Annotated in this window: 17 protein-coding genes and 3 tRNA genes; 4 read left to right on the plus strand and 16 right to left on the minus strand. The window is 73.7% G+C overall.

From position 1 onward, the window contains the following. Nucleotides 1-11: 11 nt before the first annotated feature. From ACGFI1_RS05005 to ACGFI1_RS05025, 5 genes are all read right to left on the minus strand, one after another. On the minus strand, nt 12-875 hold the full coding sequence (locus ACGFI1_RS05005; RefSeq protein ID WP_392782984.1) for an NADH-quinone oxidoreductase subunit H: 864 nt from the start codon (nt 873-875) through the stop codon (nt 12-14). Beyond that, on the minus strand, nt 868-1698 hold the full coding sequence (locus tag ACGFI1_RS05010; RefSeq protein ID WP_392782987.1) for a hypothetical protein: 831 nt from the start codon (nt 1696-1698) through the stop codon (nt 868-870). Before ACGFI1_RS05010 ends, ACGFI1_RS05005 begins: the two co-directional genes overlap by 8 nt. Next, a complete protein-coding gene (locus ACGFI1_RS05015) occupies nt 1689-2033 on the minus strand; it encodes an NADH-quinone oxidoreductase subunit A (protein WP_392782990.1) in 345 nt (114 codons plus the stop codon). The genes ACGFI1_RS05010 and ACGFI1_RS05015 overlap by 10 nt, the downstream gene beginning before the upstream one ends. Before the next feature lie 70 nt (nt 2034-2103). Then, entirely contained in the window at nt 2104-2409 is a 306-nt protein-coding gene (locus tag ACGFI1_RS05020; RefSeq protein ID WP_392782993.1) for a hypothetical protein, read from the minus strand. A 425-nt stretch (nt 2410-2834) separates the two neighbouring features. Then, on the minus strand, nt 2835-3035 hold the full coding sequence (locus ACGFI1_RS05025; protein WP_392782996.1) for a hypothetical protein: 201 nt from the start codon (nt 3033-3035) through the stop codon (nt 2835-2837). Nucleotides 3036-3145: 110 nt separating this feature from the next. On the opposite strand from ACGFI1_RS05025, the gene ACGFI1_RS05030 reads away from it, so the two are divergent. Then, entirely contained in the window at nt 3146-4330 is a 1185-nt protein-coding gene (locus ACGFI1_RS05030; RefSeq protein WP_392782999.1) for an ATP-binding protein, read from the plus strand. A 51-nt stretch (nt 4331-4381) separates the two neighbouring features. Further along, nucleotides 4382-5017: a response regulator transcription factor gene (locus ACGFI1_RS05035; RefSeq protein WP_301176787.1), complete on the plus strand. Its 636-nt coding sequence runs from the start codon at nt 4382-4384 to the stop codon at nt 5015-5017. A 12-nt stretch (nt 5018-5029) separates the two neighbouring features. Here ACGFI1_RS05035 and ACGFI1_RS05040 read toward each other — a convergent pair whose 3' ends face one another. Next, on the minus strand, nt 5030-5491 hold the full coding sequence (locus ACGFI1_RS05040) for a hypothetical protein (protein WP_392783002.1): 462 nt from the start codon (nt 5489-5491) through the stop codon (nt 5030-5032). 178 nt (nt 5492-5669) lie between these two features. Here ACGFI1_RS05040 and ACGFI1_RS05045 point away from each other — a divergent pair, with 178 nt between their 5' ends. Then, a complete protein-coding gene (locus ACGFI1_RS05045; protein ID WP_392783004.1) occupies nt 5670-6230 on the plus strand; it encodes an ArsR/SmtB family transcription factor in 561 nt (186 codons plus the stop codon). A gap of 113 nt (nt 6231-6343) precedes the next feature. Beyond that, nucleotides 6344-8389, plus strand: coding sequence for an MMPL family transporter (locus ACGFI1_RS05050; protein ID WP_392783008.1), 2046 nt, complete (start codon nt 6344-6346; stop codon nt 8387-8389). A 217-nt stretch (nt 8390-8606) separates the two neighbouring features. On the opposite strand, the gene ACGFI1_RS05055 is transcribed toward ACGFI1_RS05050, so the two are convergent. From ACGFI1_RS05055 to ACGFI1_RS05100, 10 genes are all read right to left on the minus strand, one after another. Continuing rightward, nucleotides 8607-9254 (minus strand): phosphatase PAP2 family protein, encoded by a 648-nt coding sequence (locus tag ACGFI1_RS05055; RefSeq protein WP_392783011.1) that lies wholly within the window; start codon nt 9252-9254, stop codon nt 8607-8609. Then, entirely contained in the window at nt 9251-10285 is a 1035-nt protein-coding gene (locus ACGFI1_RS05060) for an NAD(P)-dependent alcohol dehydrogenase (protein ID WP_449201603.1), read from the minus strand. The genes ACGFI1_RS05055 and ACGFI1_RS05060 overlap by 4 nt, the downstream gene beginning before the upstream one ends. Before the next feature lie 110 nt (nt 10286-10395). After that, nucleotides 10396-10468, minus strand: a tRNA-Glu gene (locus ACGFI1_RS05065). Between the two features lie 430 nt (nt 10469-10898). Then, nucleotides 10899-10971, minus strand: a tRNA-Glu gene (locus ACGFI1_RS05070). A gap of 27 nt (nt 10972-10998) precedes the next feature. After that, nucleotides 10999-11070: transfer RNA gene (locus ACGFI1_RS05075), tRNA-Gln, on the minus strand. A 100-nt stretch (nt 11071-11170) separates the two neighbouring features. Then, nucleotides 11171-11809: a DUF2461 domain-containing protein gene (locus tag ACGFI1_RS05080; RefSeq protein ID WP_392783015.1), complete on the minus strand. Its 639-nt coding sequence runs from the start codon at nt 11807-11809 to the stop codon at nt 11171-11173. A gap of 3 nt (nt 11810-11812) precedes the next feature. Next, the gene (locus ACGFI1_RS05085; protein ID WP_138642349.1) at nt 11813-12580 is read right to left on the minus strand and encodes a fumarylacetoacetate hydrolase family protein; all 768 of its coding nucleotides are present in this window, start codon (nt 12578-12580) and stop codon (nt 11813-11815) included. A gap of 22 nt (nt 12581-12602) precedes the next feature. Continuing rightward, a complete protein-coding gene (locus tag ACGFI1_RS05090) occupies nt 12603-13859 on the minus strand; it encodes a cellulose binding domain-containing protein (protein WP_392783018.1) in 1257 nt (418 codons plus the stop codon). A gap of 83 nt (nt 13860-13942) precedes the next feature. Beyond that, nucleotides 13943-14314: a hypothetical protein gene (locus ACGFI1_RS05095; RefSeq protein WP_138637834.1), complete on the minus strand. Its 372-nt coding sequence runs from the start codon at nt 14312-14314 to the stop codon at nt 13943-13945. Nucleotides 14315-14497: 183 nt separating this feature from the next. Next, the gene (locus ACGFI1_RS05100) at nt 14498-14902 is read right to left on the minus strand and encodes a DUF6292 family protein (protein ID WP_392783021.1); all 405 of its coding nucleotides are present in this window, start codon (nt 14900-14902) and stop codon (nt 14498-14500) included. Nucleotides 14903-15042 lie beyond the last annotated feature (140 nt).

Genomic DNA, 15042 nt, shown 5'->3' on the forward strand with positions numbered 1-15042 from the left:
ACCCCCTCCTCTCAGACGACGACGATCGCGACGACCAGCATCTGCAGCAGCACGGCGGGGATCAGCACGGTCCACGCCGCCGCCATGGCCCGGTCCATGCGCAGCACGGGCACCCTGCCGCGCGTCCACACCAGCAGGGCGAGGACGGCGCACGCCTTCACCAGTGACCACAGCCACCCGGGCAGCAGCGGGCCCGCGCCGCCGCCGAGGAACAGCGGGACGGCGGCGGCCGCCGCCACCGCGAGCAGCCCGTACCGGCCGGCCAGGAACACGAGCCGGTCGGGGCCGGACAGCTCCGCCATCGCGCCTCCGGCGAGGTCGCCGCCCAACGGATGCCCCAGCGGCCCCCAGAACGCCATCGCCAGCGCCGAGAGCAGGTAGACGGCGAACGCGACCGGCATCCAGACCGCGAACCACAGCCCGTGCTGCGCCGCCGCGATGACCCGCAGGTCCAGCGAGTGGGCGCCCAGCGCGGCGGTGATGAGCGCGAACATGTGCGGCAGCTCGTAGGCGAGGCCCTGCGCGAGGAACCGGTACCCGCCGACCAGCGCGTACGCCGAGTTGACGCCCCATCCGGCGAGCCACACCGAGGCCCAGGCGACAACCTCCATCGCGTTGAACCAGACGACGCCGACGCTCGACCCGACGGCCACCCGGTCGCCGAACGGCACCACCAGCGCCGCGAGCGCCGCCGCCACCGGCAGCGACACCACCCCGACCGCGGTCAGCAGCCGGTCGGCGCGGTGGGTGGCGCGCCGCTGCACGGTCAGCAGCCGCACCGCCTCCTGGAACGGCGCGGCGGGACGTCCGGCGAGCGCCCCGCTCAGCGTCGCCGCCGCGACCGCCAGCGCACCGATGACGACCACCTCAACCATCGGCGAGCGTCCCCAGATCGGGGTCGAGGCTCGCCACGATCAGCCGTGCCTCGCCCAGCTCGGCCCCCTCCAGCAGCGCCGGCAGCGCGTCGAGCGCCTCCCCCGCCGGCATCGGCCGCGGCGCGTCCGCGCCTTCGATCTCCCTGAGCCACCCCTCGACCCGCTCCCGCACACCGCCGGCGCCCCGCGTCATCCACCGCAACACAAGGGAGCGCCGGATCCTGCGGGTGAACGGCGCCAACCGCTCGGACGGGACGACGCCGGTCAGGGCCTCGTCCCGCAGCGCGGCGGCCCGTTCCGCCGCCGCGTCCCAGCCGGCGACGCGCAGGAACCGCGAGAGGCTGTCGAGGCGGGCCGCGACGCGCCGGTCGTCCGTCCAGAAGGTCGCGTCCGCCCGGTCGACGGCGATGGCGTCCGCGGCCTGGACGACGTCCCCCTGCAACGTCAGGTCGACGCGGAGCCCGGCGGGCCAGTAGGGCAGCACCGGCCCGAGCGGCACGTGCAGGACGTCCAGCCGCAGCCCGTCCCGGTCGTCGGCCCGGTCGGCCATCTCCGCACCGGACTCCAGTGGAGCGCGCTCCCCGCCCCCGGCCGGGCCGTCCAGCCCGCGCCGCCTCGGCTCCGGCATGTCCCGCCAGACGGTCTCGATGGCCTCGGCCAGCGCCGGTCCGGGACGGCCGCAGACGACGAGCGTGCCCGTCTCGGCGGGGGCGAGCGCGGGCCGCCACCGGCGCCGCCGCAGCTCGGCCTCGACGGCGAGCCGGTCCGCGGTGCCGTCCGCCGCCGCCACGACGAACGGGCGCGGGTCTCCCGTCACGCCCACCGCAGCGCCCCCTCCCGCCACGCGTAGAGGACGCCGACCAGCAGCAGGGCCAGGAACGCGAACATCTCCACGACCGCCTTCACGCCCACCGACGCGACGACGAGCGCCCACGGGTACATGAAGACCATCTCCATGTCGAAGGCCAGGAAGACCATCGACACCGTGTACCAGCGCACGTGGTAGCGGGACAGCGCGTGCTCGGCCGGGCGCGCCCCCGACAGGAACGGTCCGCTCTCGAACCCGCGCGGCGCCAGCGCGAACGAGACCGCGTACACGCCCGCGACGAGCGCCAGGACGAGGCCGACCACCGAGAGGGCGACGGCGTACGGCGGCATTGCCCCTCCGGGGTACGGGTGGACCGACTAGTCCGCCTCTACCTGATCGGAAGGGCCGCGAAACATCGCCTCACCCCGAGATGTCCACCCCCTCCGGCCGGGCCGCGCGGCGGCGGCGCAGCCGGGCACCGAGGGTGACCAGGCCGATACCGACCCCGTAGATCGCGACGTTGACCGCCGCGTAGCTCCACGGGACCGCGTCGGGATCCTTCACGAAGGCCCGGGTGTCGCCGCCGACCCACGCCCGGGTCAGCGTCATGGTCTGGAACGTGAACGCGAACGAGTGGACGGCGACGTAGGAGAGGTAGGCGGCCACCCGGTCCCGGACGAGGTAGCCCAGCGGGAGGGGCAGCAGCAGCATGAGGACGAGTTCCATGCCGCACAGCGTCGCCCGGCCGGCGCGCACCGCACATCCAGGGCAGCGCTGAAGAAAACGCACGTGGTGGCACGGATGTGCACGGGTCCGCCGGAGCTGCATGATGGCGGGATGCGCATCCGCCCCGGCCTCGCGTTGCGTCCCCGAATGGCGCTGCCCGCGGGCGTGTTCGCGGCGGGCGCGGCGGTACAGGCCGTGCTGTCCGCGCGGCCGGGGCAGGGCGACCCGGCCCCGGTGCTGGTGGCGACGCTCGCCGTCCTCGCGATCCCCGTGCTGTTCGGCTGCCTGGTCGGATGGCGGGTGCCGGACGGGCAGGTGGGCGCGGCCCTCGCCTGGGTCGGCGCCGCGCCCGCCGCCGTGTTCGCGGTCGAGCTGTGGGGCGAGACCGATCTGACGTCGCGTCCCCTGCCGGGCGCGCACGCGCTCTACGCCGTGAAGCTCGGCGCGTGGGTGTGGAACCTCGCCGGGTTCGCCGCGCTGTGCCTGGTGTTCCCGTCCGGCCTGCCGCCCGGCCGGCGGTGGCGCGCGGTCGCCTGGACGGCCGCGGCGACCGGCGTCGCGGTGAACGCCGCCGTGTCCTGGACGGCCCTGTCCCTCCGGGACGGCCCGTTCGAGGTGCCCGCCACGCTGGCCGCGTTCGGGGCGCTGCTCGCCTGTCTGTGCGCGGTCGTCGTCGTCTCGCCGCCCCCGCTACCGCGGGGGCGGCGAGACGACCCGCCTGCAGCTGCGCTGGCTGGTGCTGGGCGCGGGCTCGGTCCCGGTGCTGCTGGCGTGCGGCTGGGCGGCGCAGACCTGGTGGGACGCGCCGCCCGACGTCGCCTACTCCGGTTTCCTGCTGGCGATGCTGGTCGCGGTGCCCGCCGCCGTCGCCGTCGCCGTGCTGCGCCACGACCTGTTCGACGTGGACCGGCTGCTCGGCTCCTCCCTCGCCTGGCTGCTCACCTCGCTGGTCTCCGCCGGGGTGTTCGCGTGCGTCGGCTACGCGGCCGGCGGGCTGCTCGGCGCGGACGGCCGGCTCGGGGTGAGCGGCGCCGCGTTCGCCGCCGCGCTGGTGCTCGTCCCGCTGCACCGGCAGGTCAACGACCGGGTCGGGCGCCTGGTGGACCGGGAGCGGTTCGTCCTGGACGCCCGGCTGCGCCGGTTCGTGCGGGAGGTGCGGGACGGGACGGCGCAGCCGGAGTCGGTCGAGACGGTGCTCCGGGACGTCCTCGACGATCCGGGGCTGCGGCTGCTCGTCCGGCTCCCGCACGGGGCGTCCGGCGAGTACGCCGACCGGTCCGGCGCGCCGGCCGTCCCGGAGCCGGGGCGGGCGCGGGTCCCGCTGCGCACCGGCGAGGTCGAGGTCGGCGTGCTCGTCCTCGGCGCCGCGTCGGCCCGCAGGCTGCGCCGCGCCCGGCACGCGGCGGTGGAGGCGCGCCTCCCGATCGAGGTGACGCGGCTGCGGCTGGAGCTGCGGGCCGCGCTGGAGGAGGTGCGGACGAGCCGCGCCCGGCTGCTGTCGGCCTCCGCCGAGGAGCGCCGCCAGCTCGAACGCGACCTGCACGACGGCGCGCAGCAGCACATCGTCGCGGCCGGCATGCGGCTGCGCTCCCTCCAGCGCCGCCTCCCGGCCGGGACGCCGGAGCACCGGGACGTCGACGCCGTCGTGGAGACCCTCGAGTCGACCGTCGCCGAGCTGCGGCGGCTGGCGCACGGCGTCCGCCCCGCCCGGCTCGACGACGGCCTCGCCGCCGCGCTGCGCGCGCTGGTCGCGGCGAGCCCCGTCCCGGTGCGGCTGTCCGTGCCCGCGGAGCTGCGGGCCGGGGAGGTCGCGGCGACGACCGCGTACTTCGTCGTGTCCGAGGCGTACGCGAACGCGCTCAAGCACGCGGCGGGTTCACCTCCGTCCGGGACCGGGTGGCGTCCGCCGGCGGGAAGCTGACGGTGTCCAGTCCGCCCGGCGGCGGCACGGTGGTGGAGGTGAGGATCCCGCATGCGGATCGTGGTGGCCGATGACTCGGTGCTGTTCCGGGAGGGGCTCGTCCGGCTGCTGGCCGAGGCGGGGCACGACGTCGTCGCCGCCGTCGGCGACGCGGACGCGCTGGAGGCGGCGGTCGCCGCCGCCCGCCCGGACCTCGCCGTCATCGACGTGCGCATGCCGCCGACGATGACCGACGACGGCGCCCGCGCCGCCCGGCGGCTGCGCGCGGCGGTGCCGGACCTGCCGATGGTGCTGCTGTCGCAGCACGTGGAGACGCGGCACTCGGTCCCGCTGGTGGCGTCCGGCGGGTTCGGCTACCTGCTCAAGGACCGGGTGCTGCGCGTCGACGACTTCCTGGACGCGCTGGAGCGCGTCGCCGGCGGCGGGTCGGCGCTCGACCCCGAGGTCGTCGGCGCGCTGCTCTCCCCCGGCGGCCGGGGCTCCCTGGCGGCCCTGACCGGACGCGAGCACGACGTCCTGGCCCTGGTCGCCGAGGGCCACACCAACGCGGCCGTCGCCGCGCGGCTCCACCTCGCCGAGCGGACCGTCGAGACCCATATGCGGGCCGTCTTCCAGAAGCTCGGCATCGCCGACGACGGGGACCGGCACCGGCGGGTGCTGGCCGTCCTGGCGTACGTGTCGCGCTAGGCCCGAGCGCGGCTAGGCGTTGCGGTCGCGGTCGGCCGCGGCGGCGGCGAGGATCATCTCGTCCACGACCCAGCGGGCCCGCGGGGACAGGTCGACGAGGGCGCGCAGCACCTCAGGCCGGATGATGCCCTGCTCCACGTCCCGCCGCAGCGCCTGGATCGTGAGGTCGTCGCCGATCGGCGCGGACTCGCCGGCGAACCCGAAGTAGCCGATCGGCACGCCGAAGAACGTGGCGAGCGCGGTCAGCGTCCTCAGCTGCGGGTTCTCCTGCCGCCCGGTGCGCAGCTTCCACACGGTCGTGGACGAGATGTCCTCGCCGGTGGCGCTCGCGATGGCGGCGGCCGTCTCCACGTTGTTGCGCGGCGGCGCGGCGTCCGCCGGCCACAGGTTCCGGATCAGCCACTCGACCTTCTCGGCCAGCGACGCCCCCGGCGAGACCCCGTCCGCGTGCTCGCGCATCATGCCCCTCCCCATGTCAGTGATTTTAGTTGACCACATCAATGCTCGTCAGCCAAGGACACGCGCCGTCCCGCCGGCCGGGACCGGAGAGGGAGGCGGCGGCTCCCCCTCAGGTCGGAACCCGCCCCGCCCCGCCGGCGAACTTTGCCGAGACCCGTTGCAAAGGGCCTTTGCAACTCCTAGCGTCGGCGCCATGAAGGAGCAACCGGCCCCCGAGGTGATCACCGACCCGGCGCAGGTGCGGCTTCTCGCGCACCCGCTGCGGCGGCGGATCGCCGAGGTGCTGCGGCGCGGCCCCGCCTCGTCCACCACCCTCTCCCGCGAGCTCGGCGAGAGCACCGGGTCGACGAGCTACCACCTGCGGCAGTTCGCCAAGCACGGGTTCGTCGAGGAGGTCCCCGAGCTGGCGCGCGGGCGGGAGCGCTGGTGGCGGGCGGTGCCCGCCGACCGGCGGCTGCCGCCCCACCGCGAGCAGTCGCCGGAGATGCGGGCGGCCGTGGCGGAGGCGACCCGGCTGGAGTTCGCGAACGAACTCGACATGCTCGACCGCTACCTGCGCGAACGCGACGGCCTCGGCCCCTGGGCGGACGCGCTGCTGTACTCGTTCGGCACCGTCACGCTGACGCCCGACCAGGTGCGCCCCTTCTTCGAGGAGTACATCGCGCTCCTCTACCGCTACAAGCGCGCCGACGACGACCCGCCGCCCGGCGCGCGCACCCTCCACGCCAGGTTCCTGGCGTTCCCGGAGGTCTAGAGCCCGGGCCGCCGAGTTGCCCCTCGCCGGCCCGGACGGGCGGAAGCCCGCATCACCACGCCGAACGGCGTGTTCCGCGCAACGCGAACCCCCACCGGAAAGGAGAGCACCTCATGCTGCTCTCACGCAAACGCCGCCTCCTCAAATGGGCGGTCCTGCTGACCTGGGTCGTGGTCACGATCCTCGCGACGCCCCTCGCGGGCCGCCTCTCGGACGTCGTCCAGGCGAACTCGTCGGCCGAACTGCCGCGCGGCGCCCAGTCCACGCGGGTCGAGGAGCTCGTCTCCCGCTTCCCCGGCGGCGAACTCGCGCCGGGCGTCATCGCCTACGTCCGGCAGGCGGGCATCACCCCGGCCGACCGCGCGAAGGCCGAGGCCGACCGGACCGCCCTCGCCCCGCTCGCCGCCGGGCCGATCGGGCGGGCCGTCCCGTCCGCCGACGGCAGGGCGCTGATGCTCACCGTGCCGCTGAAGGACGACGACGCCCTCACCGACCGGGCCGAGCGGCTCCGCGACCGGGCCTTCTCCAACGCCCCGCCCGGCCTGGACGTGCGCCTGGCCGGCCCGGCGGGCGCCGCCCTCGACGTCGGCGACGCCTTCGAGAAGGTCGACAAGCCCGTCCTGGTCGCCACGGTCGCGCTGGTCGCCGTCGTGCTGCTGCTCACCTACCGCAGCCCGGTCCTGTGGCTGCTGCCGATCGTGAACGCGGCGATCGCCCTCCAGGTGACCGGCGCGGTCGTCTACCTGCTCGGCAGGCGCGCCGGCCTCTACGTCGCGGACGGGACGTCCACGATCCTCAATGCCCTCGTGTTCGGCGTCTCGACCGACTACGCGCTGCTCCTCCTCGCCCGCTACCGCGAGGAGCTCCGCCGCCACCCCGACCGGCACGACGCGATGCGGGCCGCGCTGCGCCGCGCCGCCGCGCCCATCGCCGCGTCCGCCGCGACGGTCTCGCTCGGCCTGCTCTGCCTGCTCGCCGCCCGCATGGGCTTCAACTACGCGCTCGGCCCGGTCGGCGCCATCGGCGTCGCCGGCGGCCTGCTGGTCGTCATGTCGCTGCTGCCCGCGCTCCTCGTGGTCCTCGGCCGCTGGGTGTTCTGGCCGCGCATCCCCCGCTACGGCGACACCCCGTCCGGCCGCGGCGCCTGGGACCGCATCGGCCACCGCATCGCGGCCCGGCCCCGCCTCGTCTGGGTCGGCGGCCTGGCCGTCCTCGGCGCGCTCGCCGCCGCCTGCCTCGGCATCAGCACCGGCTTGGACCGCGCCCACTTCCTGACGAGCACGCCCAGCTCCACCGTCGGCGAGAAGCTGCTCGCCCAGCACTACCCGGGCGGCCAGGGCCGCCCGCTCCAGGTGGTCACCGAGAAGCCGGACGCCGTCACCGCCGCGCTCCGGGACGCCCCCGGCGTCGCCCGCGTGGGAACGCCGCAGACCTCCTCGGACGGCCGCCTGGCCAGGTTCGAGGTCGTCCTCACCGCGCCGCCCGACAGCGCGGCGGCGAAGCGGACCGTCCGCGACCTCCGCGCGGCCGTCCCCGACGCGCTGTTCGGGGCGAGCACCGCCGCCGAGATCGACCTGGCCGACGCCCAGGCCCACGACCGCACAGTGGTGATCCCGCTCGTCCTGGCCGTCGTGCTGCTCGTCCTCATCGCCCTGCTCCGCGCGCTCGTCGCCCCGATCCTGGTGGTCGCGACGGTCGTCGGGTCCTACTTCGCCGCCCTCGGCGCCTCCTGGCTGCTGTTCAGGCACGTGTTCGGCTTCCCCGCCCTCGACATCCAGGTCGCGCTCATGGGCTTCCTGTTCATGGTCGCCCTGGGCGTGGACTACAACCTGTTCCTCGTCTCCCGCGTCCGCGAGGAGACGGCGCGCGCCGGCCACCGGACCGGCGTCCTGCGCGGCCTGGGCGTCACCGGCGGCGTCATCTCCAGCGCCGGGCTCGTCCTCGCGGCCACGTTCGGCGTCCTCGCCGCCATGCCGGTCACGATGATGGTGCAGATAGGCGTCCTGGTCTCCCTCGGCGTCCTCCTGGACACCTTCTTCGTCCGCTCGGTCATCGTCCCCGCCCTGGCCCTCGACGCGGGCCCCCGCTTCTGGTGGCCCGCCCGCCGCACCCCCCACCCGGCCGCACAAGCCCACCCAAAGGAGCCGGCACACCACTGACCACGCAAAAAGGCGGAGGGACCTCGCGTCCCTCCGCCACCATGGTCGGATCACCACCGGCCTCTCCACGGTCATCTGGCCGGCCGGGTTAGGACTGTACGAGGTAACTACGCGCGCCAGGCCGTCCGAGCCCGCGCCCGCAAGAAGGCCGCCCTGTGGTCCGCGGCGGGACTGGTCGGATTCGTGGTGAGCCTCTTCGGCATCGGGCTCTCCTACCTCACCTGATCGGGCGCCACCGGGTCAGCAGTGACAGCAGGACCGGGCCCAGGGCGAGGCTGAACAGCACGTCGGTGAACCAGTGCTCGTCCGCCACGGTCAGCGCCACCGCCGTGACGCCGCCGGTCGCGAGCGCGATGCCGCGGCGGCGGTGCGCGGGCAGCCGGACGGCGGGGAACGCGACCACCAGCAGTTCCAGGATGAGCCAGATGAGCACGAACGCGTTGAGGGTGTGGCCGGACGGATAGGCGTTCCCCTGGGCGAACAGCACGTCCATGCCGCTGTAGGGGTAGGTCCGCGGGATCACCGCCTTCAGGCCGTTCTGCAGCAGCGACAGGCCGACCACGATCACCGCGCTCGCCAGGAGGGGCCGGGGCGACCGCGTCCGGACGCAGGCGATGACGGACAGCGGAAGGATGAGCAGGACCAGGTCGCCGCGCTGGCCGAACTTCGTGGCGAGGTGGACGGCCGTGAGCAGGCCGTCCCGGACGTGCGCGTCGAAGAACTCGTGGGCGGTCCAGTCGAGCCGCCTGAGCGGGCCGTCGAGGAGCACGTCCACGGTGACCAGCACCATGATCGCGACGGGGAGCAGGTACGCCCCCCACCGCACGGACGCGGCATGCCCGCGCACCGCCGTCTCCGCCCTCACGGCGTGAGGATCGCGCGGCCCCGCACCCGTCCGGCGTCCAGGTCGCCGACCGCGGACTGGAAGTCGTTTAGCGCGTACTTGCGCGTGTGCAGCGTGACGGCGCCGCGGGCCGCGAGCGCCATCAGGTCGCACAGGTCGTTGTAGGAGCCGACGAGGTTCCCGATGATGTTGATCTCGGCGGAGATGATGTCGATCGTCGGGACGTCGATGTTCTCGCCGTAGCCGACCACGTGGTAGTCGCCCGCCTCCCGCAGCATCCGCAGCCCCTCGGCGGTCGTGCCGCCCTCGCCGACGAAGTCGAGGACGACCTCGGCGCCGCCGCCGGTGAGGTCGAGGACCCGTTCGACGTGGTCGCCGTCCGCGACGATCCCGTGGTCGGCGCCGATCTCGGTCGCGAGCCGCACCGCGTCCGGTTCGCGGTCCACCACGATCAGCTCGGCGGGGCTGATCGCCTTGAGCACCTGGACGCCGATGTGCCCGAGGCCACCGGCCCCGATCAGCACGCACCGGTCGTGCGGTGTGAGCCGCCGCGCCGCCTTCGCCGCCGCGTGGTAGGCGGTGAGGCCCGCGTCGGCGAACGCCGCGACGTCCGCCGGCTCCAGCGACTCGTCCAGCTTCACCACGCTGCGCGCGGACGTCTTCAGATAGTCGGCGTATCCGCCGTCGGAGTCGATGCCGGGGAACCTGCTGTCGGTGCAGTGCACGTCGTCGCCCGACCGGCAGGCCCGGCACAGCCCGCAGGTGACGATCGGATGCAGGATCACCTTGTCGCCCTCGGCGACGTTCGTGACCGCCGGCCCGACGGCGTGCACCCACCCGGCGTTCTCGTGCCCGATCGTGTACGGCAGTTCCACCCCGGACTTCTCGGCCCACTGCCCTTCGAGGATGTGCAGGTCCGTCCGGCACACCCCGGCCCCGCCGATCCTCACCACGACGTCGAACGGCCCGTCCGCCACGGGGACGGGCACCTCGGCCATCCGCAGATCCTCGCCGTACCCGATGACCTGCACGGCCCGCATAGTGCTGCTCATGGACACGCCCCTACCCACGCATGCCCGGTGGTGATCGCCCGGCAGCCGCCCTTCCCACGGGCAGCCTCGCAAAAAGAAAAAAACCGCAGGTTCCCCTGCGGTTCCACATGTACCCCCGAGCGGATTCGAACCGCCGTTACCGCCTTGAGAGGGCGGCGTCCTAGGCCACTAGACGACGGGGGCCGGACTTTTCACCCGGCGCGATCTCCCGCCCGGGCCTCGCCCAGCCTACCGGACGCAGCCCCCCGCCTCGACCAGATTTCCCCCCGCAGCCCCCACATGTAGGTCACACACGTAGACCACACAGAAGCCCCCACCCGACCCCAGCACCGACGGCACCCCCATGATCTAGACGCTCGGCACGTTCGCCTAACAGGCGAGCAGCGAGCACACCGACGAGTCCCATCAACTGTCAGGGGATGAGGAGCAAGCAAGAAGCCCATACACGTTCGCACAGGAACGCTCTTGGACGTCGCAGAAAATGATCCCCCGAGTACGCCCCAGCCACCGTGAGGGCGAAGCCCGAACATCGGGGGTTCCAGGGGGTCGCCCCCCTGGGAAACACCAGAAGGCAGCGAAATCGGCCAAAGGCCGATGAGCAGCCGTAGGCAAGTACCCCCGAGCGGATTCGAACCGCCGTTACCGCCTTGAGAGGGCGGCGTCCTAGGCCACTAGACGACGGGGGCGTGTGTCCGCCTGCAGGACGGACGCAGCTGGGGTACCAGGACTCGAACCTAGACTAAGTGAACCAGAATCACTCGTGCTGCCGATTACACCATACCCCAGTGAGGTACGAGCTTCCGTTCCGTTTCCGGCTGGTCGCTCGCGCCTCGATGAGAATACAGGGTCTTGGGAGAACCGCCAAAACGATTGGCGGTGCGGGTCTCAGCGGGTGAAGTCGGGCGGCCCGATGTGCTCCCGCCCCCAGTCGACGAGGGGGCGCAGGCGCCGCCAGGACGTCCGTACGCGCGTGCGCACCTCGTCGGGGTCCGCCGCCCACGGGTCGGCGGGCCAGCCCGTGTGGGCGTACAGGGAGCGGTGCCGCAGGAGTTCGAGGCGCGGGTGGTCGGGGGGCGTGCCGCGGGGGCGGGTCTTGAGCCGGTCGCCGGCGATCTCCATGCCGGCGGCGCGGAGGTCGTCCACGATGGACTGGAGCTCGCCGCCGAAGGTGTCGGACGCGACGGCCTCGCGGTAGCGGCGGAGCTGGTCCGGGGTGGGCGCGTACATCCCGCCGGCGACCATCAGGCCGTCGGCGTCGATCTGGATGTAGAACCCTTCGGCGGTGTGCCCGCCCTGGTGCGTCTTGTAGGGCGTCTTGTCCTTGCTGAAGCGGACGTCCCGGTAGGGCCGGAAGAGCTTGACCGCGCCGAACTCGTCTTCGAGCTCGGCGCACAGCTCGGTCAGCGGTTCGCGCACATGGCGCTCGTAGGTCTCTTTGTGGGACGTCCAGTAGGGCTTGCTGTTGTCGCCCTGCAAGCCCTCGTAGAAGGAGAACGCCTCGTCGGTGAAGCCGCCGAACGCCATGGCTCAGTCGCGGGAGACGACTCGGTTGGTGAGGCTCCCGATGCCTTCGATGGTGACGGTCACCTCGTCCCCGATCTGCATCGGGCCGACGCCGGCGGGGGTGCCGGTGAGGATGACGTCGCCGGGCAGGAGCGTCATGACCTGGCTGACGTACTCGACGAGGGCCGGGACATCGTGCAGCAGCTGAGACGTCCGGGCGTCCTGGCGGACCTCGCCGTTGACGGACGTGGTGATCGCCAGGTCGGCGGGGTCGGCCTCGGTCTCGATCCAGGGGCCGATCGGGCAGAACGTGTCGAAGCCCTTGGCCCGCGTCCACTGCCCGTCCTTCTGCTGCAGGTCGCGGGCGGTGACGTCGTTGGCGCAGGTGTAGCCGAGGATGACCTCGGCGGCGCGGGACGCGGGCACCTCGCGGCACATGCGGCCGATGACGACGGCGAGCTCGCCCTCGTGGTCGACGCGCTCGGACAGCTTCTCCGGGTACGTGATCGCCTCGCCCGGGCCGATCACGGCGGTGGACGGCTTGGAGAAGATCACCGGTTCGGCGGGCGGCGCGTCCCCGCCCATCTCGCGGACGTGGTCGGCGTAGTTCTTCCCGATCGCGATGATCTTGCTGGGCAGGATCGGCGCGAGCAGCCGGACGTCGGCGAGCGGGAGGCGCTGCCCGGTGAACGTCGGCTCCCCGAACGGGTGGGCCGCGATGGCGGCGACGGTGTTCTCCTCCACCACACCGAAGGACATGCCGTCGTCGGTGGAGAACCTGGCGATACGCATGTTCGAAAGCCTAGTACCCCGGTCAGAAGCCGCATGCCTCGCCGTTGAGCTCGCAGCCCTCCGGCGTGGACGCCCGCCCCGCCGCGCCGTACTGGATCTCCCAGGTGCCGCCCGGCGGGATCGCGCGGGCGCCGTCCAGGTTCCGGATCTCGACCTCGGTGCCGCCGTGCACGAGCGCCGCGCCCCAGATGTTCTTCACGTCCGCGCCGGGGGCGCGGAACGTCAGCGTCCACGTCGTCATGGGACGGCCGGTGCGGTTGGTGATGACCATCCTGCCCTCGAAGTACCCCTCGTCCTGCTGGACGAGCTGGTAGGTGATCCCGTCGCCGCCGACGAGCGGGCCGATCGGGGCGGTGGTCACCGGAGGCGGCCCGCTGGGCTGCTCCGCGGGCGGCTGACCGTTCGCGGGCGGCGCGGCGGGCGGCGTCTCGCCCGGGGTGGGCGCGCCGGACGACGGCACCGGGGCGGGCCCGCCGGTCGCGGGGGCGGACGCCGCCGGAGGGGCCGGATTCGGGGCGGCCTTCTCGTCCTTCGAGTCGTTCCCCGCGAACAGGAGTGCCACGAGCGCGGCGGCGGCCAGCAGCACCACGGCCCCGACCACCGCGATCAGGATCATCGGGCGCCTGGACCGCGCCGGCGGCACTGCGCCGGCCGGCATCGCCGGGGCGGTCGCGTCGGGCTGGGGACCGGCGGCCCCGGCGAGGTCCGGCGACGGCATGGCGAAGGCGGCCGCCGCCGGCGCGGCGGCGCCGGAAGCCGCCGTCTCCTGCTCCGCGCCGAACTGCTCCGTCCAGGGGGCCTCCCCCACGACCGGCGCCGGCGGGGGCGGGGGCGCCGGCCGTTCCGGCTCCTCCCGAGGCGGGGCGTGCTCTTCGAGTCGGATGTCGGTGACCGTCGCGGACGCCTTCTCCGGCGCATCGCGGGACGTCACTCCGGGGCCCTCCGCGGCGAGATCCTGCGACGTCAACTCGGGATCGTCTTCGGGGTCGTCTTCCGGATCGTCCTCGGGGTCGCCCTCGGGGTCGCCCTCGGGGTCGCCCTCGGGGTCGTCGACCGGGAGGGCGTCGTCGAGGGTGACGTCCGGGGCGCCGGCCAGATCGTCCACCGGGACGTCCTGGACCGTCGCGTCCGCCGGGCCGTCCGCGGGTTCGTCGACGAGGGTGGCATCGCCGCCCGTCCCGGCGTCCGGCGCGGCGGCCCGGCCGGGGACACGGAACTCGGCGGTCGTCTTGTGGTCCGGGGGCACGTACCCGGGCTCCTCGCCGCTCAACTCGTCCACCCTCCGCTGTCGTCGATCTCATGGAGTCCGACGACGGGCGAAGCGGTTCGGTTCATATCGAACCGGGCGGCGCGCGGAGGGCGTCAGCCGGCCGGGGCGGGCTCCAGCCCGCGGCGCGCGGCCTGCCGCAGCTGCCGGTTGAGCATGTCGGTGATGAGCTCGATGGCGTCCGTGCTGGTGGTGTCGAGGGCCCCGCTGAGCCAGCGCGCGGCCTCGGCGATCAGCTCCCCGGCCGCGTCCCCGGCGGTCCCGGCGTCGGCCATCCGCCCCAGCACGGCGCCGAGGCGCAGCGCGGCGTCGGCGCGGCCGGACTCGGCGGCCCGCCGGTACCAGCCGGCGGCCTGCTCCAGGTCGCCCTCGTGCTCGTACATCTCGCCCAGGCCGAAGGCGACGTCGGCCCATGTCCCGTCCGTGGGACGCCCAAGGTCCTCGGGGGTCCAGGGTCGAGCGGGCATGCGATCACTCCGGCGATTCGGTTCGATGGACGCGGGCACGCGGGGACGCCACGCGTACCGTGCAGACCCCATATTGGACGCCGTTCACAAAATCCGCCACCGGTTTAGCCGAGTTTGGCGAACTTTCTGCGTAGCCGCCCCGATACCGATGGAAACATCCTCGTTCGTGCGAACGACCGGTTTTCAGCCGGCGGTGTAGCGGAGCAGCGCGTCCTCGAGGCCGTCGTGCCCGGCACCGTAGGACCGCAGTGCGACCGGCGCACCCTCACCGCCGCGTTCCAGCGCCCGCACCACCGAGCGCGGGTCGGGCAGCACGCCGTCTCCGAGCCGTACGGGGTCGCGCAGCACCGTCCGCACGCCGGGCTCCCCGGAGACGAACTCGCCGAGCACAAAGCCCTCGGACTCGTTCCACACGACGGCCCGGAGCCCGAGGACGAAGGTCGCGTCCCGGGGGCTGCACGGGTCGAGCCAGACGTCGCGGAGGGCCACCCCGCTCGCCTGCAGCTCATCGCCGACCCGGGTGATGTAGGCACGGGTGGCGTCGACGAAGGGGTCCGAGTGAGGCAGGGGCCGAATTCGGTCGATCACTGGGTCATCCCTCTCTTCGATCTCATTACGAAGTATGAGGGAAGTTGATCCCATATGTCCTGTTTCTGAGGGAGAAATTTGGCTGAAGGCAGGCCAAACAGCCCCTTTCACCACTTTCCTCCCTTCAGTACCCCCTGTTC

The organism is Actinomadura geliboluensis (assembly GCF_043197915.1).
GTDB lineage: Bacteria > Actinomycetota > Actinomycetes > Streptosporangiales > Streptosporangiaceae > Spirillospora > Spirillospora geliboluensis.